The organism is Corynebacterium sp. KPL1824 (assembly GCF_000478095.1).
Classification (GTDB): Bacteria; Actinomycetota; Actinomycetes; order Mycobacteriales; family Mycobacteriaceae; genus Corynebacterium; species Corynebacterium accolens.
On the sequence record NZ_KI515749.1, the window covers coordinates 402,345 to 425,169 of the forward strand.

Consider the following 22,825-nt stretch of genomic DNA (forward strand, 5'->3'; position numbering starts at 1 on the left):
TTCATCACACGGAGGTTTTCATGACTGAGAAGAAGAAGCTTTTTGATTCCCTGAAGGAAGCTGGCGCGTCCGCGCTGAATACCGCCAAGGACTTCGGTGGCCGCCTGCAGGAAGAGCGCGAGAACCAGGGTGCGCAGGGGGCGGGCGCACAGGACCCACAGGGCGATAAGGACGGCATGCTGGATAAGGCCACCACTACCGCCAAGCAGTGGGGCGCGTCCATCAAGAAGGCCGCGGAAGAAACCCGCGACTCGGAGGCTTTCTCTGAGGCGAAGGACAAGTTCGCGGATGCGTACCAGGAAACCCGCGAGGGCGTGAAGGACGCGTATGGCTATGCCCAGGAGCGCGTGAACGAGAAGAAGAACGCGCCCAAGAACGGTAATTCCGCTGCGGCGGACAAGGACGATAATATTATCGATGGCGAAGTTATCGATACCGACGAACCCACGAATTAATCTGCATGTACGTTTTACTTGACATTGCCTATAAGTTTCCCATCTACTTCTTCCAGGCCCTGACCATTGCTGCCATCATCGGTGCTGTCCTCGCGGCATCTACGCGCGAGGACGCGTTTCGGGCCGGCGACCGCAAAGGTAAATGGGTATGGGTAGGCCTGCTTGCGGGCTCGGCGGTGGCGATGGCTACCGGCCTGCAATTTTTGGCGTGGATTGGCACGGTCATCACCGGCATCTACTGGTTTGACGTGCGCCCGCAGCTCAAGGCCATCATCAACGGCGACTACAGCTACTAAGCATGAAAAATCTCCTGCACGCTTCCGCCGCCGAGGTTAGGGAGCAGGCCACGGGGCAGCATGTTTTGGTCTCGCCGCACCACGTGACGGTGGCGGCTGCAGCAGAGCCGGCGGGCATTACCGCCGTGGCGGGCTATCCCACCGGCCGGCACCACACGCTCATCAAGGCCTCTGAGGCCCGCCTGGCCATCCAGTCCGGCGCGGACGAGGTCTGGGTCAGCGTGGACGCCACGCTTGCCGATGCCACCCCCATCCTCTCCGAGCTCGTAGCCATCCGCGAGGCTTGCCCGGACCCGGCCCGCGTGGGCCTCATCCTGCCGGAGGCGGAACCGGCACGGTCCCTCGCGGAAACCGCTGCCGCCCAGGCCGGTTTTCACAAGATTGTCATAGGAAAAGGCAGCGAGCTGTCCAGCTCGCTGCCCGTCGTAGAATTTCCCGCCGCCTAAGTCGCGCCCTAGGCCGCCACTCCCTAGGTCGGCGCTGTTAGGCGGCCTTCTTCTGCTCGCCGCTCTCGGCGGAGAAGTGGTCCATATCGTTCATCGGGACATCGGTGCCGGTGATGGTCAGCGTGAGCTTGCCATCGCCCACGTCCACGGATTCGACCTGCATGTCATTGGCAACGAGCTGCTCAGACATGCCGTCCTGCAAGGCATCAGAAATGGCGCTGGTGGCTTGCTCTGGCAGGGAGAGGCCAAAGATGGCGGCCTCGGTGGCATTGATCTCCAGCTTGCCGTCACGGGCGGTGGGCTTGAGCGAAAGGCTGGCCAAGCCGCCGCCGAATTTCACCTCCAGCTCGTCGCTTTGGTCATTCGCGGTGATTTCAGTGACCACCATATTTCCAATGGTTTCGCTGCCGGATTGGTCTGAGATTCCTTTTTGGAAGCTGGCCAGCAGATAGTCATCCGGAACGGTAGTGGTGGCGCGGAGGAAGCCGGCTACTGGGTTATCGGTATCCGTCGACATGTCTTCCACGTGGATTTCGGAGGCGGGTTGCCCCTTGATCTGCGATCCTTCGATCTGCAGGGTCGACGGCGTGGTCATATCCATTTGGGAAATCGAGCCGCGCATAAGCCCAAAGAGGAGGGGGCTGCCGCCAAAGCTTACCGAGGGATCCTCCGTGACCTCGATGCCTTCTTCTTTGGCGCTATTTTTAAACTCCTCGGTCATCTGATTACCAATGAACCAGCGCAGGCCAAACTCGGCGATGAGGATTAAAACAAGCAGCGCTACGAGGACGCCTACGACAATTTTCCACGCGAGCGATCCGCCCGATTTCTTTGCAGCCATGACTACCAGTGTGGCGCATGAGGCGGCCGGTGGCAATGTGTGCTGGATATTAGCGGGGCGCGATGCTCTCCCAGCTCACAGTGAGCGTATTATCGCGCAGCCGGCGGCGGGGAGGGTGGAGGTTGAAGGGGGCATCGGCAAGCAGGGCCTGCGCCATGCGCCACCGCACCCGCGGGCCGTGCGGGGCCCACCCGGCGGCGCGATCCCAAGCCCTATCGGCGGCCTGCAGGAGCTCGTGGATGGGCTCGCCGGGCACGTTGCGGTGGATGAGCACCTTGGGCAGGCGCTCGGCCACATCAGAGGGGCGGGCCACGTCGAAAGGATCCCATGCGAGCGTCAGCGTCTTCGGGCCATGCTGATCGAGCAGGATCCACGCCGCGCGTCGCCCCAGCTCATCGCAGGTGCCCTCCACAAAGAACCCGCCAGGTGCCAAGCGCGAGCACACCGTCTGCCAGGCCTCCGCAACCTGGTCCACGTCGTATTGGCGCAGGACATTAAAGGCGCGCACCACCTGCGGCCGGTAGCCCGCGAGCTCAAATCCGCCCAGCTCAAAGCGCACGCCATCGCGCGGCGGCAGCACCCTGTCCGGGTGGATTTCCAGCCCGCGCACATCCACGCGGGGATTGATGCGGCGCAGCCACCGCGCCCACTCCACGGTGGTGGTATGCGAGGCACCGTAACCCACGTCGAGCGCGAGCGGGGTGCGCACGTGGCGCAGCAGGGCCGAGATTTCCGGGTGCGCCATCATCCACCTATCGCAGCGCCTGAGCCGGTTGTAGTTGGTGGTGCCGCGGGTAATAACGCCAAAAGGCCGACCCGCTGCTGCGCTGGCGCGCAGGTTATGAGCGTGGTAGGCCATGGGAATCGGTGGATGCTAAGGCTGGGATGCCTTAGAGGTTTTCAGAAATCCACTGTTCGGTCAGCTTGCCCTCGTTATCAAAGAGCTCTGCGAGGGATTCGCCCACCTTCGGCTCGATGGCTGCGCCCATCATCGGGATCTTGACGGAGATCTCGTTGGTGTAGGTCAGCTTGGTCATCTCGCCCTCGCCGGCCAGGGAAATCTCGCCCTTGAAGTCCACCGGGGTGCCCTTGACGTCAGCGGTGTAATTGACGTCAGCGGCCTGGCCGTTGAGCTCGCCCACGGTGACCACGCGCTTGACCTTGAGGTCCTGCGAGACCATGGCGCGCACAGCCTCTGGCAAGAGGTTGGTCGGCAGGACCTCGTAGAGAGTTGCTACGTTATCGGAGAAATCGTGAACCTGGCCTGCCTCCGGGGAAAGATTTTCCACGATGTACTCCCAGTACCCCTGGGTAAGCAGCGCCTTGTGAACCATGTCGATAGGCTGATTGATGGTTACGGTGTTTTCACTACGAGTTGACATGCTTAACAGACTACCTTGGTATACGTGCTTGATAAATTTTTGACGCAACAACTCACAGCAATCGAAGGCGTAGACGTGGATCCCACGGCGAGCTTTGCCGATCTCACCACCTTGCGCGTGGGGGGAAAGCCACAGGTCACGTTGCGTTGTTCGCTGCCCGAAGCAGCGGTTGCGGCACTGCGGTACCTCGCGAAAGAAAAAGTTCCTTTCATCGTGGTCGGCGGCGGCTCCAACCTGCTGGTTTCTGATGGCGAGGTAGACGTAGTCGCCGTTGTCCTGGACTTTGCCGCGGTGGACATGGATACCCAGACCGGTCTCGTGCGCGCCCAAGCCGGCGCGGTATGGGACGAAGTCGTGGCGGAATCCGTGGCGCAGTCCCTGGGCGGAATCGAGTGCCTGTCCGGCATCCCCGGCACGGTGGGCGCGGTGCCCGTGCAAAACGTGGGCGCCTATGGCGCCGAGATTTCTGAGGTCTTGACCCGCGTGCGCTTGTATAACCTGCGCACTGATGCCGATGAGTGGGTTCCCGTCTCCGATCTCGATCTTGCCTACCGCTACTCCAACCTGAAATTTACCGGCCGCGCGGTGGTACTCGAGGTCGAATTGCAATTGACCACGGACGGGCTCTCTCGCCCCCTGCGCTTTGGGCAGCTTACCGATAACCCCGGCGAGCGCCGCCCCGTCGCCCAAGTCCGCGAGGAGGTCCTCGCCCTGCGCCGCGGCAAGGGCATGGTGCTCGATGCCGCCGACCACGACACCTGGTCCGCCGGCTCCTTCTTCACCAACCCCGTGGTCGAATCCAGCGTCGCCGACGCCATCCAGGACAAGGTGCGCGCCACGCTTGGCGATGCCCCCGCCGACCGCATGCCCCGCCACCCCGTCGCCGCACAGGGCGATACCTCCCCGCATGAGAAGCTCTCGGCCGCTTGGCTTATCGATAACGCCGGCTTTACAAAGGGCTACCCCGGCTCCGGCCCGGCAACGCTATCCACCAAGCACACCCTGGCGCTGACCAATCGCGGAAACGCGACCGCCGCCAATATCGTCGCCCTGGCCCGCACGATCCGCGATGGCGTCCGCGAGGCCTTCGGCGTCGAGCTCGTGCCCGAGCCCGTGTGGCTGGGCCTATCCATGGACGAGGACTAGGCTGCGCCTCTCGGCGCGGCGGGGCCGCAGCCGCTGTGGCCGCGCGGGTTTTAGGCCTGCGCGGACATAAAAACGTCCAAAACAACCGCGTTCTTCTCAAATTCGCCCTCATTTTTGGCGAAACGCGGTTGTTTTGGACGTAAGTGTCGCTTGCAGGCAGCACTGGCAGCGCGGGCAGCACGGGCAGGCAGCGCAAAGCCGCCCCGGCGCTGCGGCCCGGCGCAGTCTTAGGCAGCCATGACCTCGAGCCACTCCGGCTTGGCGTCCAAGAACTTGCGGGCCGCATCCTGTGCGCCCTTCAAGCTGTGGTGCGCGCCCCAACCGCACTGCTCTTCGTTGGCGGCGGGAACCTCGGTGGCGGAAAGGATATCGTTCAGCGCACCCTCAACGGCGCGCAGCAATTCATTCTGCTCCATGCCGTTGGTGATGGCGTAGAAGCCGGTGCGGCAGCCCATGGGAGCAAAGCCGATGAGCTTATCGGTGTAGTTGCGCATAAAGTTGGCCATCATGTGCTCCACGGAGTGCAGTGCCTCCGTGTCCAAGTGCTCCTTATTGGGCTGGCAGAAGCGCAGGTCATACTTGATAATCTCCACGCCGCCGCCCAAATCGGTGCGGTCAGCCACGCGGATATAAGGCGCGCTGACGAGGCGGTGGTCGAGCTCGAAGGACTTGACGTTAATCTTTTCTTGGTTCTGTTCAGTCATACTCCCCAGCCTAATCGCTGCGAGTGTCACTTCACAGAATAGATTCTTAGGCCGCATACGCTGCGTAACTATGAGTGCCTTGGACGATGCCCCCGCAACCGGCAGCAAGCAAGCCCGGAAGCAGACTGCCCAGCAACAAAAGATCGTGCCAAGCACCGTTACCACCCTGGTCACCGTGGAAAGCCCCGCCGCCGATGCCGATCCGTGGGCGCGCGGCAACCGCCTGCGCAAGGACAGCTGGGGCCTGGTAATGCGACGCGTGTGGGCTGATTTCTTCCACGATGCCTTAATGGACCGCGCCGCCGCGATGACCTACCTCACCCTCATGGCCTTCGCGCCCACTGTCCTGGCGGCATATTCCATTGCCACGCTGGTCTTTTCTTCGCGCCGGGGAGAGGTGGAGGCACTGACTGCGCAGTTCATCGATACGTACGTGCCCCGTTCTATGGCGGAGGAAGCCGGCACCATTGTCAGCTCCATTATCGGTTCTACGCGGGAGGACACGTTTGCACTGGTGGTCTCCGTCCTGATTTCACTCTTCGCCGCCTCGGCGTATGTGCGTGCCTTCTCGCGCACCGCCAATACTGTCTACGGCCGGGTGGAGGGACGCGGCACTATCCGCACATGGGCGTTGATGTGGGCCATTACCGTGGTCCTCGTCATTGGCGCGGTGGTGGTCCTGTGTGCCAATTTATTGCGCGATACCGTCGTGGACAGCGTCATCGAGCCTGTAGCACTCCGCCTAGGGCTGCATGGAACCGTGGACTTTTTCGGTGGCATTTTTATGCCGGTGTGGAATTGGCTGCGCTTTCCCATAACTGTCGTGGTGGCGCTGGCGCTTATTGCCGTGTGGTACCACTTTGCTCCGAACGTTCGGCCCAGCCGTTTTCGCTGGATCACCTTGGGCTCGGTGGTAGCGCTAGTGACGAACTTGGTGGTGTGGGGCGCATTTTCCCTCTACATCAAGTACCTGGCCGGGGTGAGCATTTACGGGGCATTCGGAACGGTCATGGCGGTATTTATGACCGTCTGGCTGTCCAATACGATGCTGATTTTGGGCATCAAGATCGATGCGGAGGTCCTGCGTGCCAAGGAGCTGCAACTTGGACTGCACGCAGAGCGCTATATTCAAGCCCCACCGCGCTCCGAATTCGCGGCGCAGCAGCAGGTGCGCGCGAAGAAGAAACTAGAAGAGCGCTCGGGGGCGCATCTTTGCCGATGCCGCCCGCGGCGAGGAATAGCCCCGCACCGGGACGTAGCCCGCGCCGGGAATCCACCGCTGCTGAGGATTAGTGTGAGGACACTGCTGCCACCAAGATGTCCTGCACCTGGCGGCGGCGCAGCTTGCCCAGCTGATCGGTGGGCAATTCCTCGCGCACCACGAAATGGCGCGGGACCTTATAGCGGGCCAAAAGGCCGCGGCAGTGCTCGCGCAGCGCCTCCGCGTCGAAGGCGGCGCCGGGGTGGAGTACCAGGCAGGCGGCGACGTCCTCGGAACCATCGGCACGCGGGATGCCGGCAACCGCAGCTTGGCTTATCGCGGGGTGGCTAAGCAGGGCGTGTTCCACCTCGCTGGGAAAGACGTTAAAACCACCGGTGATGATGACCTCTTTAATCCGGCCCACCAGCCGGAAATGGCCATCGGCCTCGCGCACCCCCATATCGCCGGTGCGCAGCCACTCGCCGTGGAATGCCTCCCGCGTGGCTGCGGGGTTGTCGAGGTAGCCCGCAAAAACCTGGGGCCCGCGGGCAAGGATCTCACCGGGCGTGCCATCGGGTTGGCTGCGGTCCAGGTCACCCGGATCCCCGATGCGCAGGTCGGTATCGGCAAGCGGCTTGCCGATGGTCCCCACGCGCCGACTCTCACCAAGCGGGTTAATGGTCAGCACGGGGGAGGCCTCCGTGAGCCCGTAGCCCTCGACGAGCATGCCGCCGGTGCGGTCTTGCCAGGGCTCGATGATGCGCGCCGGCAGCGATGCCGCCCCGGAAATGGCGTAGCGCACCCCGCCCAGGTCTGCGGCCTGCTCGGCGGCCTGTTCGGCGGCCGCCTCGGAGGCAGATTCCGCCGCCAGTTCATTCATGGCGCGCTCATAAATGGTGGGAACGCCCGGCATCCAGGTCGGCCGGCGCTGTGCCAAGGCGCCGACCACGGCCGCGGGGCGCGGGGCGGGCAGCAGGATGATCTCGGCGGCGCAGCGCACGGCGAGCAAGACGCTCATGGTCAATCCGTAAGAGTGGAACATCGGCAGCGTGGCAAGGAAGCGCTCGTGGCCCGGGCGCAGATCGGCTTGGGCTTCCAATTGGATGCAATTGGCGGCGAGGTTGCCGTGCGTGAGCACCACGCCCTTGGGCTGGCCGGTGGTGCCGGAGGTGTAGAGGATGAGGGCGGCATCGGCAAGCGCGGCCTGACGGTGGGGAACTGGGGCGCCGGAGAGGGGAAGGGGCGCCTCCAAAGACACGGGGATCACCGTGCTGGCCAGGCCATCGACCACGGCGGCAACCTGATCCCACACCAAGGCGATGCGGGCGCCGTGGTGGGCAAAGAGCGGGGCCAGCTCGTGGGCGGTGTACTGCGGGTTATGTTCGACTACGACCGCGCCCAGGCGCAGCACCGCGAAAAAGGCAATGAGGTGCTGCGGGGAGTTGGGCAAGACCAGCGCTACCCGGTCACCGGGGCGGATTCCCATCTCCCGCAGGGCGCCGGCGGCAGCGGCGATGCGGGTATCCAGCTCCGCGTAGCTCAGGGTCTCGCCGCCGAAAAAGGTGGCGGGACGGTGGGGGAAGCTGGCTACGGCGGTGGCGAGGAAATCCGTCAGCGTGGCGTCGTATTCGAGGTCTGACATGGTGGTTAATACTAAGCCTTCTGCTTGAGGAGATCGAGCAGATCCTGTTGCACCATGCGTCGGCGGATCTTGCCCAGCTGGTCCGAGGCCAGCTCCTCAAAGTGGTAGAAGGTGCGCGGAATCTTGTAGCCGGTCAGGCGCTCGCGGCAGAAGGACTTCAGGCCCTCTGGGTCCAGGACGGCGCCATCGCGCAGGATGACGCAGGCGACGACGTCCTCCGAGCCATCCTTGCGCGGGCGGCCCACCACGGCGACCTCCTTGACGTCTGGGTGCTTGCGCACCACTTCTTCTACCTCGGCCGGGTAGACGTTAAAGCCGCCGGTGATGATGATTTCCTTGATGCGGCTGACCAGGCGGACCCAGCCATCCTCATCCATGATGGCCATGTCACCGGTGCGGAACCAGCCGTTGTGGAAGGACTCCGCGGTGGCCTTTTCATTATTGAAGTAGCCCTGGAAGATCTGCGGACCGCGGGCCAGCATCTCGCCCGGCTCGCCATCTGGCTGGGTTTCATCGAGGTTATCCGGGTTGCCAATGCGCACCTCAACATCGGGGAAGGGCAGGCCCACATAGCCCGGGCGTCGATTGCCGTTCATAGGATTGCCGATGAGCACGGGGGAGGTCTCCGTCATGCCGAATCCCTCGACGAGCCGGCCGCCGGTCATGGATTCCCAGCGCTCCATCACATCAACCGGCAGGGTGGCGGCGCCGGAGAAGGCATTGCTGATGCCGGCGAGATCCACGCCCTTGTCCTCGGCGGCGTCCATGATCTTCTCGTACAGCGTGGGCACGCCCGGCAGCCAGGTGGGGGTGTGCTTTTTAATGATGTCCATGATGAGCGGCATCTGCGGGGACGGAATCAGGATGAGCTCGGCTCCGAAGTAGATGCTGAGCACGCACAGCGTGGTCATGCCGTAGGCGTGGAAGAGCGGCAAGGCAGCGAGGAAGCGCTGCTCGGTGGCGTCCATATTCGTCAGCCAGGCCTCGCCCTGCACGCAGTTGGCGATGAGATTGCCGTGCGATAGCAGCGCGCCCTTGGGCTTTCCGGTGGTGCCGGAGGTGTAGAGGATAAGCGCGATATCGTCCTGCGTAACCTGGGCAATCTCGAGGTCCTTGCCGTCGCCGCCGATGGCAGAACCGATAAGCGTGGACCAGGCCACGGTATTCGGGGCCGCACCGGTCAGCTGCTCGCGCTTGGCGGCCAGCGGTGGCAGGGGAATCCGCAGCGCGAGGCGCTTTAGTGGCGGCATCGCCTCGATCATATTGACGGACACGATGGTCTCTAGCGGGGTGGTGGCGCGCAGCTTATTCAGCGTCTGCGCCGTCTTATCCCAGGCGATGACCACGCGCGCGCCGTGGTCCTGGAACAGCCCCTCGAGCTCGTGGGCGGTGTAGAGGGGATTGTGCTCTACCGCGGTGGCTCCCAGCAGCTGGATGGCATAAAACGCCACCACGTGTTGGGGGCAGTTGGGCATGACGATGGCGACCCTATCGCCAGGCCGGATGCCAAAGGCCTTAAGGCCCGCGGCGGCTGCGCGCACCTGGGAGTCTAATTCCGCGTAGTTCTGCGTATTGCCGAAGAAGTAGGTAGCGGACTTATTCGCATTGATGCGGAGGTTATTGACGTAGTAGTCAACGATGGTTTTATCGCCGTAATCAAGCGTGGCGGGGGTCCAGTCACTGTAGTGCTTGACCCAGGCCCGGGATTCGTATGCGGACACGCGCTACCCTTTCGTTTGGTAAAGAAAAATATTACAAAGGGCGAGTATACCCAGAACGTGAGGAAATCCTCTAGTTTTCTTCGAGTGTCAGCAAAAAACGCTTGATATCCAGGCCGCCGGCATAGCCGCCGAGCGTTCCATCGCTGCGCAGCACACGGTGGCAGGGCCGAATAATCGGCAGGGGATTGGCGCCGCAGGCTGTACCGACCGCCCGGGTAGCAGCGGGACGACCCACAGCGGCGGCGAGCTCGCCATAGCTTGAGATCTCGCCGTAGCCAATGGTGTCCAACTGCGCGTGAATTTGGGCGCGAAATTCGGTCGTCGGCGCCGGGTTGAGCGGCAGGTCAAACTCGCGGCGGCACCCAGTGAAATACTCCGCGAGCTGCTCCTGCGCCGCATCTAGGATGTCTGCACCGCGCTTGTCGGTGCCCCCATCGTCCCCGCCGCTCACCTCGCCGCGAACCTTATTGGTTTCGCGGCGACCCAACTGGATCGCGACGAAGTCGACACGGGACAGTCCGTCTGCGTCTGCGGTGAGCAGCAGCGGGCCGATGGGGGTATCGATGGTGCGCAGCATGGTGGTTGTGAACTCTAGGTGTTTTAGGAGTTCTTCTCTGCTTCGAGGCGGTTGATGAGGTCTTCTTGTACCTCACGGCGGCGGATCTTGCCCATTTGGTCCTTGGCCAGTTCCTCAAAGTGGTAGAAGGTGCGCGGGACCTTGTAGCGGGTCAGGCGCTCGCGGCAGTAGTCCTTGAGGCCTTCGGGGTCGAGAGCGGCGCCATCGGCAAGATCGAGGCAGGCCACGACGTCTTCGGAGCCGTCCTCGCGCGGGCGGCCCACCACGGCGGCGTCGTCGACGCTGGGGTGCTCGCGCAGGATTTCTTCGACCTCGCCCGGGTAGACGTTGAAGCCGCCGGTGATGATGATTTCCTTGATGCGGCTGACCAGGCGGATGAAGCCGTCTTCTTCCATGATGCCCATATCACCGGTGTGGAACCAGTCGCCGTGGAAGGCGGCATCGGTGGCTTCCTGGTTATTGAGGTAGCCCTTGAAAATCTGCGGGCCGCGGGCCAGCACCTCGCCCTCAACGCCGTCTGGCTGGGTTTCATCCAGGTTATCGGGATTGGCGATGCGCACCTCGGTATCTGGGAAAGGAATGCCCACGTAGCCGGGGCGGCGGTCGGTGCTCATGGGGTTGCCCACGATAATCGGCGAGCACTCGGTAAGGCCGTAGCCTTCCACGAGCAGGCCGCCGGTGGCGTGCTCCCACTTATTGACGGTCTCAGAAGGCAGGGTGGACGCACCGGAGAAGGCCGCGCGCACGCCCTTGATGGGAACCTCTTGTTCCTCGGCGGCCTTGACGATGCGCTCGTACAAGGTAGGAACGCCCGGGACCCAGGTGGGGGTGTGCTTCTTCATCAACTGCATGATGAGCGGGATCTGCGGCACGGGGAGGATGACCAATTCGCCGCCGATGAGCTGGGCCAAGGTGACGTTCATGGTCAGGCCGTACGCGTGGAAGAAGGGTAGGGCGGCGAGCATGCGCTCAGGCTTATCGCCCAAGCCCGGGACCCATGCCTTGCCCTGCAGCAGGTTGGATACGAGGTTGCCGTGCGAAAGCATCGCGCCCTTGGGCGCACCGGTCGTACCGGAGGTGTACATCACCAGCGCGACGGTGTCCTTATCAATGTCCTCCGGCGTCTTAATATCGCTGCCGTTGCCACCGATGGCATCGCCAATCAGCGCCTCCCACGGCACGGTATTCGGCGCTGGGGCGGAAAGCTGCTCGCGCTTGGCCTTGAGCGGGGGAAGCGGCAGGCGCAGTGCGGCGCGCTGCAGGGTGGGCATGGCGTTGATCATGTTGATGGACACGACCGTTTCCAGGTTGGTGGTAGCCCGCAGCTTCTCCAGGGTGGGCGCGGCCTTGTCCCAGGCGATGGCGATGCGCGCGCCGTGATCCTGGAAAAGTCCCTCCAGCTCGTGGGCGGTATAGAGCGGATTGTGCAGCACAACCTGGGCACCGAGCTTCAAGATGGCATAAAAGGCCGCGATGTACTGCGGGCTATTGGGGGCGACGATGGCTACGCGGTCACCGGGGCGCACGCCGAAGGCCTTAAGGCCTGCTGCGGCGGCGCGCACTTGGCGGTCCAGCTCGGAATAGTTTTGGGTGCGTCCAAAGAAATACGTGGCTGACTTATCGCCATTGACCTCGAGGTTGTTGTCATACAGGTCCAACAGGGTGGTGGTGCCATAGTCGAGGCTATGCGGCGTCCACTCCGGGTAATACTGGAGCCATGCCTTTGATTCGTAAGCGGACAATGCGTGACCTTTCGGTAGCGTAGGTTGTTGGCAGGGGCCAGTATAGCGCCGCTAAGATGGGACAACATGCGCATCGCCATGATTTCTATGCATACCTCCCCCATTGAGCAGCCTGGCTCCGGGGATGCCGGCGGAATGAACGTCTACGTTTTAAATATTGCCTGCCAATTAGCCCAGCTTGGCGTGGAGGTGGACGTCTATACCCGCGCTACCCGCCCCAGCCACAAAGAAATCGTGGACGTGGCCCCCAACCTGCGGGTGATCAACATCGTGGCAGGCCCCTTTGAGGGGCTAGAAAAAGAAGATCTGCCCACCCAGCTCGCGGCCTTTTCCGGTGGAGTGGTGCAATTTGCCAAGTGGCAGGGCAAAAAATATGACCTCATTCATTCCCACTACTGGCTTTCTGGCCAGGTGGGGTGGCTGTTGCGCGATCTTTGGGGCATCCCCCTCGTCCACACCGCCCATACGTTGGCCGCGGTGAAAAACGCTTACCGCACCGCCGAGGACACCGTGGAATCAGAGGCGCGACGCATCTGCGAGCAGCAATTGGTGGATAATGCAGACCTCCTCGTGGTCAATACCGATCAGGAAGCCCGCGACTTGGCGGAGCATTACGATGCCGAGCGCGACATCATCCGCGTGGTCTCCCCGGGTGCGGACGTGGGGCTTTTTACCCCTGGTACCGACCGCAATACGGAGCGCTCCCGCCGCGAGCTGGGCATCCCGCTGCACACCAAGGTCATCGCCTTTGTGGGGCGCCTGCAAAAGTTCAAGGGACCCGAAGTCCTCATCCGCACCGCCGCCGAGCTCTGCCACCGCGAGCCCACCCGCGATTTTCGGGTGCTCATCTGCGGCGGGCCATCCGGGGCCAATGCCTCGCCGGAGGCGTATAGGGAATTGGCGCGGGAGTTGGGCGTTAAAAAGCGCGTGCGCTTTTTAGGCCCGCGCCCGCCTGAGGAGCTGGTGGGGGTGTACCGCGCCGCGGATATCGTGGCGGTGCCCAGCTACAACGAATCCTTTGGATTGGTGGCGCTCGAGGCACAGGCCTCTGGCACGCCGGTCGTCGCCGCGGCCGTGGGTGGGCTGCCCATCGCCGTCGTCGATGGTGAGACCGGGTTGCTGGTGCCGTCCCACGATCCGAAGGAATGGGCGGATTCCTTGACCCAGCTGCTGGACGATGACCCCCGGCGCATCGCCATGGGCGAGGCCGCCGTCGCGCACGCCGCGCGCTTTAGCTGGACCAACACGGCTCGCGAGCTGACGGAGATTTATGCCGAAGCCCAGCAGATTCCGGTGCCTGACTGCCACCAACGCCGCGCGATGGGAGACTAGCCTCACTGACGCGCCGGGCGGTTTCGTGGCATGCTGGAGGCATGACTAACGGAAAACTGATTCTTCTTCGCCACGGCCAATCCACCTGGAATGAATCCAACCAATTTACCGGTTGGGTCGATGTTGACCTGACAGAAAAGGGTGAGGCAGAGGCCAAGCGTGGCGGCGAGCTGCTCGCGCAAGAGGGCATCCTGCCCAACGTTCTGTACACCTCCTTGCTGCGCCGCGCCATCCGCACCGCCAATATCGCGCTGGATGCGGCCGACCGCCACTGGATCCCGGTCATCCGTGACTGGCGCCTTAACGAGCGTCACTACGGTGCGTTGCAGGGCCTGAACAAGGCCGAGACCAAGGAAGAATACGGCGAGGACCAGTTCATGGCATGGCGCCGTTCCTATGACACGCGCCCGCCCGAGCTTGCCGATGACGCCGAGTACTCCCAGGCCAACGACCCCCGCTACGCGGACTTGGACAAGGTCCCACAGACGGAGTGCCTGAAGGACGTTGTCGAGCGCTTCGTGCCCTACTTCGAGGAAGAGATTCTGCCGCGGGCTAAGAAGGGCGAGTCAGTCATGATCGCAGCGCACGGCAACTCCCTGCGCGCGTTGGTCAAGCACCTCGATGGTATTTCCGATGATGACATCGCCGGGCTGAATATCCCGACCGGCATCCCGCTGGTGTACGAGATTGCGGAGGATGGCTCCGTGGTCAACGAGGGCGGCACCTACCTGGACCCAGAGGCCGCCGAGGCCGGGGCCGCTGCCGTCGCCGCGCAGGGTGGCAAGTAACCCACTACTGCATATAAGTCCCCGGGGAGGTGCTCCCTGGGGACTTTCTAATGGTTAGGCTTAATGACGTGGAATTAATTTTTGTCTTTCTCGCGGGCGTGGTTGCCTGCGCGGTGGTGCTGCCATTAATTTCGCGGGTGCGCGAGCGCATGGCACGCCGCCAGCGCGCGAGCGATGCCCAGGCAAACCAGGTCACCACCGTGAGCCAAGGCCTGCATCTTGCGGTCCAAGGCTCGCCCACGGCGCTGACGGTGCTCGATAGGAACCAGGAAATCATCCTGTCCAATCCAGCGGCGCACGAGATGTCCGTGGTCCACGATCGCGCCGTCAACCCAGAGATCTGGAAGACCGCAGAGCAGGTCTTCGAGGATAAGGAAACCCGCACCGTGGACTTGGCCATCCCCAAGCGCCGCACCGGGCACCGCGTCACACAGGTCAAGGCCGTCATCAAGCCGCTGACGCTTAACGATGGCCGCTTCATCATCATCTACGGCACCGATGAGAGCGAAAACGTGCGCATGGAATCCGCGCGCCGTGACTTCGTGGCCAACGTCTCTCATGAGCTGAAAACCCCGGTGGGTGGCATCGCTCTGCTGGCCGAGGCCCTCCTCCAAGACCCCGAGGACCCGGAGCATGTGAAGTACTTCGGTACCAAGGTACAAAAAGAGGCCAACCGCATGGCGGATATGGTCAGCGAGCTCATTTCGCTCTCCAAGCTGCAGGGCGCCGAGGCACTGCCGGAGATGGAACCGCTTTTCGTGGACGATCTCATCGACGAGGCGATTTCGCGCAATCAGCTCGCCGCAGACGCGCGCTCCATCAGGCTGACCCAAGGTCCCTCCGAGGACGTGCAGGTCATGGGTGACCGCTCCCTCTTGGTAACCGCGCTGTCCAACCTCATTTCCAACGCGATCAATTATTCGCCAGAGGAATTGCCGGTCTCCGTCTCACAGAAGGTGGTGGGGGATGACGTCGTGCTGATCCGGGTAACGGACCGCGGCATCGGCATCCCGCCGGAGCATCAAAAGCGCGTCTTCGAGCGCTTTTTCCGCGTTGACCAAGCCCGGTCGCGGCAGACGGGAGGCACTGGCCTAGGATTAGCAATTGTCAAACACGTGGTGGCCAACCACGGGGGCAATATCAAGCTGTGGTCGCGGCCTGGCACGGGCTCTACTTTCACCATCGAGTTGCCCATATATAAGGAAGAGAAGCCAGCGCACGAGGCTGACTTGCAGGATAATGAAGACAGGGATTCCGTCGATGCGGCGGCTCCTGGGCTCCAGCGTGCGGTAGCACGCGTAGCAGCACGTCGAAAGGATAAAGCACAATGACCACTATTCTCATCGTGGAAGATGAAGAGTCGCTGGCCGATCCGCTGGCATTCTTGCTCCGCAAGGAAGGCTTCGAGCCGATTATCGCTCTCGATGGCCCATCCGCGCTGGAGAAATTCGCCGATAATGACATCGACATCATGCTGCTTGACCTCATGCTTCCCGGTATGTCCGGCACCGACGTGTGCAAGCAGCTGCGCGCTACCTCCTCCGTGCCGGTCATCATGGTCACCGCGCGCGACGCGGAAATCGATAAGGTCGTGGGACTCGAGCTGGGTGCGGATGATTACGTCACCAAACCGTATTCCTCCCGCGAGCTCATCGCCCGCATCCGCGCCGTGCTGCGCCGCGGCAACGATCAGGCCTCCAACGCGGACGCCGCAGAGGGCGCCGAGGCAGAAGACGAGCAGATCCTCTCCGGCGGCCGCGTGAAGATGGATGTGGAGCGCCACATCGTCACCGTGGCGGGCGAGCCGGTAGCGATGCCGCTCAAGGAGTTTGACCTGCTGGAATACCTCCTGCGCAACGCCGGGCGCGTGCTGACCCGCGGCCAGCTCATCGATCGCATCTGGGGTGCGGATTACGTGGGCGATACCAAAACGCTCGACGTGCATATCAAGCGCCTGCGTACCAAGATTGAGGAGCACCCCTCCCGCCCGAAGCACCTAGTAACGGTGCGCGGGTTGGGCTATAAATTCGAGCTCTAGTACCAGCCGGCCTTGATGCTGGCCGGGTGCTGGGTAAGCTGCACGCCGTGTTCGGCGGCTTCTGCGCGGGCCCGGCATTGTTGCGCCAAAATATCGTAGCTTTCGCGCCCCATGAGCGCGACGAGCTCGTCCTCGTGCGATTGCCACATCGGCAGCGGATTGGCGTGGCAGGCTCCATCGGTAGAGCAGTACCAATCAAAGTCTTCGCCGCCATTGCCCCAACCGCGGCGGTCATATTCGCCGATGGTGGTGCGCAAAATCTCCTGGCCATCGGGGCGTTCTTCATAATCCTCGTAGCGCCGCAGCGGCAGCTGCCAGCACACCTCCGGCTTGACCACGGTCAGTTCCTCGCCACTATCGACGGCCCATTGGTGCAGTGCGCAGCCGGTTCCCGTTTCCCAGCCGGTGCGGTTGGCAAAGATGCAGGCGCCATCCACGATGGGCGTTTTCAGCGCCGGTTCCGGTGCGCCGTCCTCGCCGTCGAGCTCATCCCATTCCAACCAGGGCTCTAGCTCATCGGTGTTTTCTTGCGCCAAGAACTCATCTACCCCCGCTGGCCGCAGCTGCCAGTAGCGCGCGGGCATGCGGGAGACGGCATCGTAAAGCTGGTCGCGGTCTTGTTCATCGGCCATATATGCACCGTGCACGCAGCAGCCCACATCGGGCTGGCTCTTATCGATGCCCCGGCAGGCCGACGTGCCAAATTGGCAGCTGTAGTGCGATTCCACCCACGTCAGATCGATGGAAAAGACGTGGTAAGGGTCGTTTGGGTTGGTAAATTCGAACCACTCCCGCGGAAAATCTGGGGCCTCTTCGCGCCCGGCTTTAATCGATGCCGCCGCCGGCGAGCTCGCGGGAAAACCTAGGTAAACGGTGTCAGATTTTGGGCGATTCACACCTAACCACGGTAGACCTACTACGCTATTAGTGTGCGATTAGGTGTATTAGACGTTGGAAGTAATACCGTCCACCTCGTTGCGGTCGATGCCGCAATGGGGGGACGGCCTACTCCGATGAGCGATTGGAAGACCCCACTCCGGCTGGTAGAGCAGCTGGATAAGAAGGGAAACATCCACGAAAAGGGCCTGAAAAAGCTCGTGTCCGCCGTGGGTGAGGCAAGTGAGCTGGGTGAGAAACTCGGGTGCGCCGAATTTATCGCCTTCGCGACCTCCGCGGTTCGCTCTGCCCCTAACTCTGAAGCAGTGCTCGATGAGGTGGAAAAGCAGACCGGCGTGCGCCTGCAGATCCTCTCGGGCGTGGAGGAAGCCCAGCTTACCTTCCTCGCTGCTCGCCGTTGGTACGGCTGGTCCGCCGGGCGCATCACCAACTTGGACATCGGCGGTGGCTCCCTAGAGCTATCCACCGGTACCGATGAACACCCTGACCTGGCTTTCTCGCTCGATCTGGGCGCAGGGCGGCTGACCCACAACTGGTTCGATACCGATCCGCCGGAGAAAAAGAAGGTCAGTGCGCTGCGCGATTTCATCGATGCGGAGCTCGAGGATGCCGTCACACAGATGAAGGCGATGGGTCCTGCCGGCCTGGCCGTGGGTACCTCGAAAACCTTCCGTACCCTCTCGCGCCTTACCGGCGCGGCACCCTCGTCTGCAGGGCCATACGTCAAGCGCACATTGACCGCGCCGGGCCTGCGCCAGTTGATTTCATTCATCACGCGCATGACTGCAGCAGACAGAGCGGACCTTGAGGGTGTAAGTTCGAACCGATCGCACCAAATCGTCGCCGGCGCTTTGGTTGCCGAGGCAAGCATGCGAGCTCTGGGAATTGAGAAGTTAGAAATCTGCCCATGGGCGCTGCGCGAAGGTGTTATTTTGCGCCGGACCGACAAGGGATTGGAATAGGAAGAGATCATGGCTGACGAAAAACAGTTGACCGTGGCCGAGCTGCTGGCTCGCAATAAGAAGGACCGCACGGATAAGGACGAGAAGACCTCTCGCCGCCGTCGGCGGAGCCTCGATGAGGGCGGCGTATCCGTTGCCGAGCTCACCGGCAGCCTGAAGAAGGTAAAGTCCACCCCGCCTGAGGCGAAGCACACCAGCGTCTCCATCGACGATGACGCCCCTGTCATCCGCGCGCCAAAGTCCAAGGACGAGCAGTCCGCGGGAAACAAGGCTGCGGAGTCTAAGACCTCGGAGTCCAAGCCTGCAGCGGGCAAGGCCGCTGCAGGTAAGCCAAGCGCGGAGAAGCCAGCCGCGGGCACGCAGGAAGGCTCGAAGCAGGGCGTGGGGCAGTCGGGCATCGGCAAGCCTGCGCAAAGCAAGCCATCCCAGCCCCAATCCGCTTCCCCTAAGCCGGCTGCTGAGAAGCCTTCCGCTGGTACCCCCACCGCGTTCCCGGCGCCGAAGCAGAACGGCAAGCCGAGCGGGCCTACCGCCTCTCCTAAGCCGGCAGCGGGGTCCGCCTCGCAGCCGACGGCCAAGCCTGCCCCCGCGCAGAAGGCTAATGCGCAGAAGACTAACACGCAGGAGGCAAAGAAACCTGCGCAGTCGGAGCCGGAGGCTAAGGCGGGTGCTCAGGACGCCGAGAAGAAGTCTTATCAGCCGTCCGCGGATGATACTGCGGTGATCCAGCGCATCGGCAAGTCGCAGTCCTCTCAGTCCTCGCAGGACAAGCGCAAGGACGCCGCTGACGGCGCCGAATCCAGCACCAAGGAAAAGGCAGGCGCAGCTGCTGGTGCCGCTGCAGCGACCGCAGCGGGAGCGAAGGATGCCAAGGACACGGGAACCAAGGCCAAGGCTGGCGCGCCTGCGCAGAAGTCTGCTGCGGCCGCGAAGAAGTCCGACGATACCGGCGAGCTGCCCCAGGTCCGGGACGAGGAAATCACCGAAGAGCACGAGAAGCTTAACCCCATGTCCATCCTCATCATGGTGGTTGTGGGCATCGTCTTGGCGATCATCATCTTCAAGGGCTTTGAAGTGCTGTGGGATAACTTCCCGCGCATCGTCGTGGCCATCCTGGCGCTCTGCGTCACCGCAATCATGGCTGGTGTCACGCATGCGCTGCGCACCGCCCGCGATGGCTTCTCCATGTTCCTTGCAGGCATTACCGGCCTGATATTGACCTTTGGGCCACTGCTTTTGGTCATGCTCTAAACCGGCCATCCGCTGAGAACCACCCGGCTGCTTCCCTCGTGGAGGTAGCCGGGTGTCGTTATTTTTGGCATGGTGGAGCCTATGACAAAGATTGCAATTTTAGGTGGAGGACAAATCGGTGAGGCTTTGACCTCGGGTCTTGTGGAATCGGACTTTAATGCTTCCGATATCACGGTGACTAACCGCACGGCCTCCCGCGGTGAAGAACTCAAGAGCAACTATGGCGTTAACGTCACGACGGATAACGCCGAGGCGGTGGACGGCGCGGACTATATCTTCGCGTCCGTCAAGCCTTACGCGATCTTGGACCTGCTGGGCGAGATTAACCCAGCCAAGGACGCCGTGGTGGTCTCTATGGCTGCTGGGCTGACGCTGGAGGCCCTGCAGGCCGCTGCGGGCGAGGGCGTGCCGGTTGTGCGCGTTATGCCCAATACGCCGATGCTGGTGCGCCGCGGCATGTGCACCTGCGCCGCCGGCGAGCACGTCACTGAGGCCCAGATGCAGGGCGTGACGGAGCTGCTCGAGGCCGTTGGTGAGGTTGCGGTCATTCCGGAGAAGAATATCGACGCCGCAACCGCCCTGGCTGGTTCCTCGCCGGCGTACTTCTTCCTCGTGGCAGAGGCGCTTGTCGATGCCGGCGTGCAGCTCGGCCTCCCCCGCGATATCGCCGAAAAGCTTGCCGCCCAGGCGGCTGCCGGCGCGGGCGATATGCTGGCCAACTCGGGCCGCTCGGCAACGCAGCTGCGCGCAGGCGTGACCTCGCCGGGCGGCACCACCGCCGCTGCCGTGCGCGAGCTGGAAGAGTCCGGCCTGCGTGGCGCCTTCTACCGCGCCGCCGAGGCCTGCTCCGATAAGGCCAAGGAACTGGGCTAGCGGCCCGCCTAGTGTGGCCAGTTCCCCGTGGTGGGGGTATAGTTACCTCACACCACGCGGGGGCCGTACGGGAGCCATGAGGCGGTTGTTACGCAGCGCTTTTGCCGGTGAACTGAACAACTACTGTGAAAAAATTTGGCACTTGGGTCGCATTAGTCACATGTTTCACGATAGGCTGGGACAAGCACGTGCGTGAAGTCCTGTGGGAGGGGAAGCCTACAGCGCGTAACGAGCTGAAGGGTTAGATAATTATGGCAAATGAAGAAAAAGGAACCTTTCTGACCATCGCGGAGGTCGCTGAAATCATGCGCGTCTCCAAGATGACTGTCTACCGTTTGGTTCACGCAGGCGAAATGCCGGCAGTCCGCGTCGGACGCTCTTTCCGCGTTCACGAGTCCGCCGTCAACGAGTACCTCGAGGCATCCGTTTACGGAGCGTAGGTTCTCGCGCCTTTCAAGCAGCGCCCACTTCTGTTGGCCACTCTTGGCCAGCGGTGGTGGGCGCTGTCTCGTTTTCCCGCGCGACGTCTTGCCGCGGGTTTCCATCGGGGCCACTTTTGGAGACACGCTGGGGACTAGGTAAGATGGATCGCATTCGTGTCGGCACGCCGTGATGGCCCGCATATGTGCGGCCAAGGTGGCAAAGAGTGCACCTTTGCCGTTTCAGGCGCCGGCAGGTTCACAGTACGTACTAAAAGAAAGTGAGGACGCCTGTTATGGGTTCTGTCATCAAGAAGCGCCGCAAGCGCATGTCCAAGAAGAAGCACCGCAAGATGCTGCGCCGCACCCGCGTGCAGCGTCGTAAGTTGGGTAAGTAAACCCAACAGCCTAGGAATCCTCCGCACCGTGCCTTAGCGCGGTGGCGGAGGATTTCTGGTTTTCGGGCCGAGCGTGGATTCTCGGTCGTTCTTCCGCTGCACATCTCCACATACGTTTGCTTGTTTTGAGCTGTAGAATCAATTCAACCCACAAAAGTTGGGCCATGCGATGCTTCATGTGCTTAGCATCTTGATTCAAGGGAGGTTCCCGAGTGGGGTCCTTAGCTGTCTTTGGTACGTATCTTTTAGCCATCGTTTTGATAGGCGATGCCGTGCTTTCTGTGAAGCCACCCAAGTTCATTAGTCGCTGCCTTAGAGGGGTCAATTTTCCTCAAGACTGGTGGTGGGCGCTTATCGGAATTAAGGCGCTGGCCGCGCTTGGCTTGATCGTCGGAGCCGTTTTGAATAACCCGTCGATTACAGCCACTGTCTCAGTCGGCGTACTTGGTTACTTTATTTTCGCCATCATCGCTCATATCAAGGCGAACTTCGTAGGTAAGGAGTTCTGGGTAAATTGTCTCGGGATGACTGCTCTTAGTGCGGTTGTTCTGGTGTTCAACGTCGCGGCGATAGGGTAGCAATAGCCACACCGAGGGGCTTGAGAAAGTAATGCGCTGAGTGCCCGTTGTGTGACGGCAGTGCTGGCTGTATTGCTACTTCCGGAAATAGCGCCAGCTGCCATAGGAGAAGGCGGCCGTGACAAGCGCTGGAAGGCCGTAGGTGCGGATGGCGCGGCGGATGGAGCGGTAGTCGCGGACGATCCAACCGCGCTCTTCTGCGATGTTGCGCAGTTTGCGGTCCGGGTTGATGGCCACGGGGGTGCCCACCATGGTGAGCATGGGCATGTCATTCGCGGAGTCGGAGTAGGCGGTGCACCGGTCCAGATCGAGGCCCTCGATGGTAGCGAGGGCGGCCACGGCGTGCTTCTTGCCCGGGCCGTGGAGGATATCGCCCACTAGGCGGCCGGTGAACTTGCCGTCTTCTACCTCCGCGACGGTGCCGAGGGCGCCGGTAAAGCCAAAGCGACGCGCCAAGACCTGGGCGAGCTGGACTGGGGTAGCGGTTACCAGCCACACCTGTTGGCCGGCGGCCAGGTGCATCTCAGCGAGCTGTGTGGTGCCGGGGTACGCGCGGCGGGCGAGGGAGGCTTCGACGATTTCCTCGCAGAGATCGATGAGCTCATCTACGCTGCGGCCTTTGACAAACTCTAGGGCCTGCGCGCGGCCGGCGGCGACGTCCTTTGCATTCTCCGCACCGGAGAGGCGGAATTTGAGCTGCTTCCAGGCAACCGGGAGTATCTCAGAGATGCGGATGTAGCGCCGGCGGGCGAGCCCAAAGCCGAATTCCACCAAGGAGGAACCCTGAACGAGGGTATTGTCCACGTCGAAAAAGGCGGCGGCACCCACATCGACGGGGACGTCCGGATCCTGGTCCGTGATGCGCGGGGAGCCTGCGGCGTCATAAGAGCCGGAGACGGAGGCGATGCCGGAGGCGAAGTCCTCGAGCTCGAGCCCGAATTCCTCTAAGGCGGCGGCAGCGGCCGCCTCACCTGCGGCGCGTTGTTCTTCCTCGCCCAAGGGGGCCAGCGCCTGGTTTTCTAAAAAGTTGCGCAGATTGCCGCGCGAGGCCGTCCAATTGGCCAAAAAGTCGCGGGGAGATTCGGGGAATCCGGGGGGAGGTATAGCGGACACGAGTGGAATAAACAGCTTTCGCA

At 62.4% G+C, this 22,825-nt stretch carries 24 protein-coding genes and 1 pseudogene; 15 read left to right on the forward strand and 10 right to left on the reverse strand.

Going from position 1 to position 22,825, the window contains the following annotated elements:
• Nucleotides 1-20 precede the first annotated feature (20 nt).
• From HMPREF1267_RS01845 to HMPREF1267_RS01855, 3 genes are read left to right on the forward strand one after another with little or no spacing between them, the layout of a single operon-like run.
• Nucleotides 21-455, forward strand: a complete 435-nt coding sequence (locus HMPREF1267_RS01845) for a CGLAU_01105 family protein (protein ID WP_005276602.1) — start codon at nt 21-23, stop codon at nt 453-455.
• A 5-nt stretch (nt 456-460) separates the two neighbouring features.
• Complete coding sequence (locus HMPREF1267_RS01850; protein ID WP_005276604.1) at nt 461-751, forward strand: DUF2516 family protein; 291 nt, start codon at nt 461-463, stop codon at nt 749-751.
• Between the two features lie 2 nt (nt 752-753).
• Nucleotides 754-1,197, forward strand: a complete 444-nt coding sequence (locus tag HMPREF1267_RS01855) for a hypothetical protein (protein WP_005276605.1) — start codon at nt 754-756, stop codon at nt 1,195-1,197.
• Nucleotides 1,198-1,234: 37 nt separating this feature from the next.
• Here HMPREF1267_RS01855 and HMPREF1267_RS01860 read toward each other — a convergent pair whose 3' ends face one another.
• The 3 genes from HMPREF1267_RS01860 to HMPREF1267_RS01870 are packed head-to-tail and all read right to left on the reverse strand — an operon-like array spanning nt 1,235 to nt 3,420.
• Complete coding sequence (locus HMPREF1267_RS01860) at nt 1,235-2,038, reverse strand: DUF2993 domain-containing protein (RefSeq protein WP_023016634.1); 804 nt, start codon at nt 2,036-2,038, stop codon at nt 1,235-1,237.
• Between the two features lie 49 nt (nt 2,039-2,087).
• A complete protein-coding gene (locus tag HMPREF1267_RS01865; RefSeq protein WP_023016635.1) occupies nt 2,088-2,897 on the reverse strand; it encodes a hypothetical protein in 810 nt (269 codons plus the stop codon).
• Between the two features lie 31 nt (nt 2,898-2,928).
• Nucleotides 2,929-3,420, reverse strand: a complete 492-nt coding sequence (locus HMPREF1267_RS01870) for a DUF2505 domain-containing protein (protein WP_023016636.1) — start codon at nt 3,418-3,420, stop codon at nt 2,929-2,931.
• A 24-nt stretch (nt 3,421-3,444) separates the two neighbouring features.
• On the opposite strand from HMPREF1267_RS01870, the gene HMPREF1267_RS01875 reads away from it, so the two are divergent.
• On the forward strand, nt 3,445-4,566 hold the full coding sequence (locus tag HMPREF1267_RS01875; protein ID WP_023028199.1) for a UDP-N-acetylmuramate dehydrogenase: 1,122 nt from the start codon (nt 3,445-3,447) through the stop codon (nt 4,564-4,566).
• A gap of 227 nt (nt 4,567-4,793) precedes the next feature.
• Here the strand turns inward: HMPREF1267_RS01875 and HMPREF1267_RS01880 are convergent, their stop codons facing one another.
• Entirely contained in the window at nt 4,794-5,270 is a 477-nt protein-coding gene (locus tag HMPREF1267_RS01880; protein ID WP_023028200.1) for an S-ribosylhomocysteine lyase, read from the reverse strand.
• 325 nt (nt 5,271-5,595) lie between these two features.
• On the opposite strand from HMPREF1267_RS01880, the pseudogene HMPREF1267_RS13300 reads away from it, so the two are divergent.
• Nucleotides 5,596-6,291, forward strand: a pseudogene (locus tag HMPREF1267_RS13300) (YihY/virulence factor BrkB family protein); the annotation flags it as partial.
• Nucleotides 6,292-6,559: 268 nt separating this feature from the next.
• Here HMPREF1267_RS13300 and HMPREF1267_RS01895 read toward each other — a convergent pair.
• From HMPREF1267_RS01895 to HMPREF1267_RS01910, 4 genes are all read right to left on the reverse strand, one after another.
• Complete coding sequence (locus HMPREF1267_RS01895) at nt 6,560-8,113, reverse strand: AMP-binding protein (RefSeq protein WP_023028203.1); 1,554 nt, start codon at nt 8,111-8,113, stop codon at nt 6,560-6,562.
• Between the two features lie 11 nt (nt 8,114-8,124).
• Nucleotides 8,125-9,834 (reverse strand): long-chain-fatty-acid--CoA ligase, encoded by a 1,710-nt coding sequence (locus HMPREF1267_RS01900; protein ID WP_005276620.1) that lies wholly within the window; start codon nt 9,832-9,834, stop codon nt 8,125-8,127.
• Nucleotides 9,835-9,904: 70 nt separating this feature from the next.
• Entirely contained in the window at nt 9,905-10,411 is a 507-nt protein-coding gene (locus HMPREF1267_RS01905; RefSeq protein ID WP_023028204.1) for a methylated-DNA--[protein]-cysteine S-methyltransferase, read from the reverse strand.
• A 23-nt stretch (nt 10,412-10,434) separates the two neighbouring features.
• On the reverse strand, nt 10,435-12,153 hold the full coding sequence (locus HMPREF1267_RS01910) for a long-chain-fatty-acid--CoA ligase (RefSeq protein WP_023028205.1): 1,719 nt from the start codon (nt 12,151-12,153) through the stop codon (nt 10,435-10,437).
• A 66-nt stretch (nt 12,154-12,219) separates the two neighbouring features.
• Between HMPREF1267_RS01910 and mshA the strand changes: the two genes are divergently transcribed.
• The 4 genes from mshA (at nt 12,220) to HMPREF1267_RS01930 (ending at nt 16,311) form a co-directional block, all read left to right on the forward strand.
• Nucleotides 12,220-13,485, forward strand: a complete 1,266-nt coding sequence (gene mshA, locus HMPREF1267_RS01915; RefSeq protein WP_023028206.1) for a D-inositol-3-phosphate glycosyltransferase — start codon at nt 12,220-12,222, stop codon at nt 13,483-13,485.
• Nucleotides 13,486-13,526: 41 nt separating this feature from the next.
• The gene (locus HMPREF1267_RS01920) at nt 13,527-14,273 is read left to right on the forward strand and encodes a phosphoglyceromutase (protein ID WP_005276632.1); all 747 of its coding nucleotides are present in this window, start codon (nt 13,527-13,529) and stop codon (nt 14,271-14,273) included.
• A 68-nt stretch (nt 14,274-14,341) separates the two neighbouring features.
• Nucleotides 14,342-15,604 (forward strand): sensor histidine kinase, encoded by a 1,263-nt coding sequence (locus HMPREF1267_RS01925; protein WP_369707681.1) that lies wholly within the window; start codon nt 14,342-14,344, stop codon nt 15,602-15,604.
• Nucleotides 15,601-16,311 carry a response regulator transcription factor gene (locus HMPREF1267_RS01930; RefSeq protein WP_023028208.1) on the forward strand — a complete coding sequence of 237 codons (711 nt, stop codon included), beginning with the start codon at nt 15,601-15,603 and terminating at the stop codon, nt 16,309-16,311. Before HMPREF1267_RS01925 ends, HMPREF1267_RS01930 begins: the two co-directional genes overlap by 4 nt.
• Here HMPREF1267_RS01930 and HMPREF1267_RS01935 read toward each other — a convergent pair.
• Nucleotides 16,308-17,207 carry a hypothetical protein gene (locus HMPREF1267_RS01935; RefSeq protein ID WP_023028209.1) on the reverse strand — a complete coding sequence of 300 codons (900 nt, stop codon included), beginning with the start codon at nt 17,205-17,207 and terminating at the stop codon, nt 16,308-16,310. The genes HMPREF1267_RS01930 and HMPREF1267_RS01935 overlap by 4 nt on opposite strands.
• A gap of 33 nt (nt 17,208-17,240) precedes the next feature.
• Here HMPREF1267_RS01935 and HMPREF1267_RS01940 point away from each other — a divergent pair, with 33 nt between their 5' ends.
• The 6 genes from HMPREF1267_RS01940 to HMPREF1267_RS01960 all read left to right on the forward strand — a co-directional run bounded on the left by HMPREF1267_RS01940 (nt 17,241) and on the right by HMPREF1267_RS01960 (nt 21,689).
• Entirely contained in the window at nt 17,241-18,170 is a 930-nt protein-coding gene (locus HMPREF1267_RS01940) for a Ppx/GppA phosphatase family protein (protein ID WP_172596695.1), read from the forward strand.
• A gap of 9 nt (nt 18,171-18,179) precedes the next feature.
• Nucleotides 18,180-19,421: a hypothetical protein gene (locus HMPREF1267_RS01945; RefSeq protein WP_023028211.1), complete on the forward strand. Its 1,242-nt coding sequence runs from the start codon at nt 18,180-18,182 to the stop codon at nt 19,419-19,421.
• A gap of 81 nt (nt 19,422-19,502) precedes the next feature.
• Nucleotides 19,503-20,294, forward strand: coding sequence for a pyrroline-5-carboxylate reductase (gene proC / locus HMPREF1267_RS01950; protein ID WP_023028212.1), 792 nt, complete (start codon nt 19,503-19,505; stop codon nt 20,292-20,294).
• Nucleotides 20,295-20,545: 251 nt separating this feature from the next.
• Nucleotides 20,546-20,734 (forward strand): helix-turn-helix domain-containing protein, encoded by a 189-nt coding sequence (locus tag HMPREF1267_RS01955; RefSeq protein WP_005276651.1) that lies wholly within the window; start codon nt 20,546-20,548, stop codon nt 20,732-20,734.
• A gap of 275 nt (nt 20,735-21,009) precedes the next feature.
• Entirely contained in the window at nt 21,010-21,111 is a 102-nt protein-coding gene (locus tag HMPREF1267_RS12570) for a 30S ribosomal protein bS22 (protein ID WP_003855542.1), read from the forward strand.
• A 212-nt stretch (nt 21,112-21,323) separates the two neighbouring features.
• Entirely contained in the window at nt 21,324-21,689 is a 366-nt protein-coding gene (locus HMPREF1267_RS01960) for a DoxX family protein (RefSeq protein WP_023028213.1), read from the forward strand.
• A gap of 75 nt (nt 21,690-21,764) precedes the next feature.
• Here the strand turns inward: HMPREF1267_RS01960 and HMPREF1267_RS01965 are convergent, their stop codons facing one another.
• Nucleotides 21,765-22,802 carry an HAD family phosphatase gene (locus tag HMPREF1267_RS01965; RefSeq protein ID WP_023028214.1) on the reverse strand — a complete coding sequence of 346 codons (1,038 nt, stop codon included), beginning with the start codon at nt 22,800-22,802 and terminating at the stop codon, nt 21,765-21,767.
• Nucleotides 22,803-22,825 lie beyond the last annotated feature (23 nt).

Bases quoted from the DNA above. Each gene is read 5' to 3' on its own strand.
- HMPREF1267_RS01870 (WP_023016636.1), bottom strand. From the start codon at position 3,420: ATGTCAACTCGTAGTGAAAACACCGTAACCATCAATCAGCCTATCGAC.
- HMPREF1267_RS01930 (WP_023028208.1), top strand. From the start codon at position 15,601: ATGACCACTATTCTCATCGTGGAAGATGAAGAGTCGCTGGCCGATCCG.
- HMPREF1267_RS01865 (WP_023016635.1), bottom strand. From the start codon at position 2,897: ATGGCCTACCACGCTCATAACCTGCGCGCCAGCGCAGCAGCGGGTCGG.
- HMPREF1267_RS01880 (WP_023028200.1), bottom strand. From the start codon at position 5,270: ATGACTGAACAGAACCAAGAAAAGATTAACGTCAAGTCCTTCGAGCTC.
- HMPREF1267_RS01845 (WP_005276602.1), top strand. From the start codon at position 21: ATGACTGAGAAGAAGAAGCTTTTTGATTCCCTGAAGGAAGCTGGCGCG.
- proC (WP_023028212.1), top strand. From the start codon at position 19,503: ATGACAAAGATTGCAATTTTAGGTGGAGGACAAATCGGTGAGGCTTTG.
- HMPREF1267_RS01895 (WP_023028203.1), bottom strand. From the start codon at position 8,113: ATGTCAGACCTCGAATACGACGCCACGCTGACGGATTTCCTCGCCACC.
- HMPREF1267_RS01920 (WP_005276632.1), top strand. From the start codon at position 13,527: ATGACTAACGGAAAACTGATTCTTCTTCGCCACGGCCAATCCACCTGG.
- HMPREF1267_RS01905 (WP_023028204.1), bottom strand. From the start codon at position 10,411: ATGCTGCGCACCATCGATACCCCCATCGGCCCGCTGCTGCTCACCGCA.
- mshA (WP_023028206.1), top strand. From the start codon at position 12,220: ATGCGCATCGCCATGATTTCTATGCATACCTCCCCCATTGAGCAGCCT.
- HMPREF1267_RS01855 (WP_005276605.1), top strand. From the start codon at position 754: ATGAAAAATCTCCTGCACGCTTCCGCCGCCGAGGTTAGGGAGCAGGCC.
- HMPREF1267_RS01955 (WP_005276651.1), top strand. From the start codon at position 20,546: ATGGCAAATGAAGAAAAAGGAACCTTTCTGACCATCGCGGAGGTCGCT.
- HMPREF1267_RS01945 (WP_023028211.1), top strand. From the start codon at position 18,180: ATGGCTGACGAAAAACAGTTGACCGTGGCCGAGCTGCTGGCTCGCAAT.
- HMPREF1267_RS01860 (WP_023016634.1), bottom strand. From the start codon at position 2,038: ATGGCTGCAAAGAAATCGGGCGGATCGCTCGCGTGGAAAATTGTCGTA.
- HMPREF1267_RS01850 (WP_005276604.1), top strand. From the start codon at position 461: ATGTACGTTTTACTTGACATTGCCTATAAGTTTCCCATCTACTTCTTC.
- HMPREF1267_RS12570 (WP_003855542.1), top strand. From the start codon at position 21,010: ATGGGTTCTGTCATCAAGAAGCGCCGCAAGCGCATGTCCAAGAAGAAG.